1 protein-coding gene is annotated in these 369 nt (G+C 46.3%); it reads right to left on the bottom strand.

Annotated features, from left to right (window positions below; translation table 11 throughout):
• The coding region (locus AB4496_RS28790) for a VCBS domain-containing protein (RefSeq protein ID WP_372133526.1) at window positions 1–369 on the bottom strand (369 nt) is incomplete at both ends.

Raw genomic sequence — 369 nt, 5'->3', positions numbered from 1 at the left:
TCATTGACACCATTGATGGTTATCTCGATAACATGCTCTACACCATCGATGGCGGTGACGACATATCGCTCAATAACCGTGTCGTCATCGTTCAAGTATTGAACCGCATCGTTATCAACGACATAACTCCATGCCCCTTCAGGAGTAATCGTTAACATACCTAGTGCAAGTGCATAAGTAGATCCAACAGGGGTAAACACGCCATTAGGTTTAAATGCAGGCATGTCACTCGTGTCGACGTCAGTAATCGTTAAAGTACCGGACACCGAGAGTTCGTTGGTATCTTCATTGACATCGACGTCCTCTGTCACTTCTCCCACGTCAGAGTCACCTTCCCCAATCGTAATCTCAGATGGATCATCAGCACCA

It is taken from the genome of Vibrio sp. 10N.222.46.A1 (genome assembly GCF_041473595.1).
In the GTDB taxonomy this organism is placed as follows: Bacteria; Pseudomonadota; Gammaproteobacteria; order Enterobacterales; family Vibrionaceae; genus Vibrio; species Vibrio tasmaniensis_A.
Note: the sequence above shows the minus strand (reverse complement) of the source record. Positions and strands in the feature narration are given on the sequence as shown.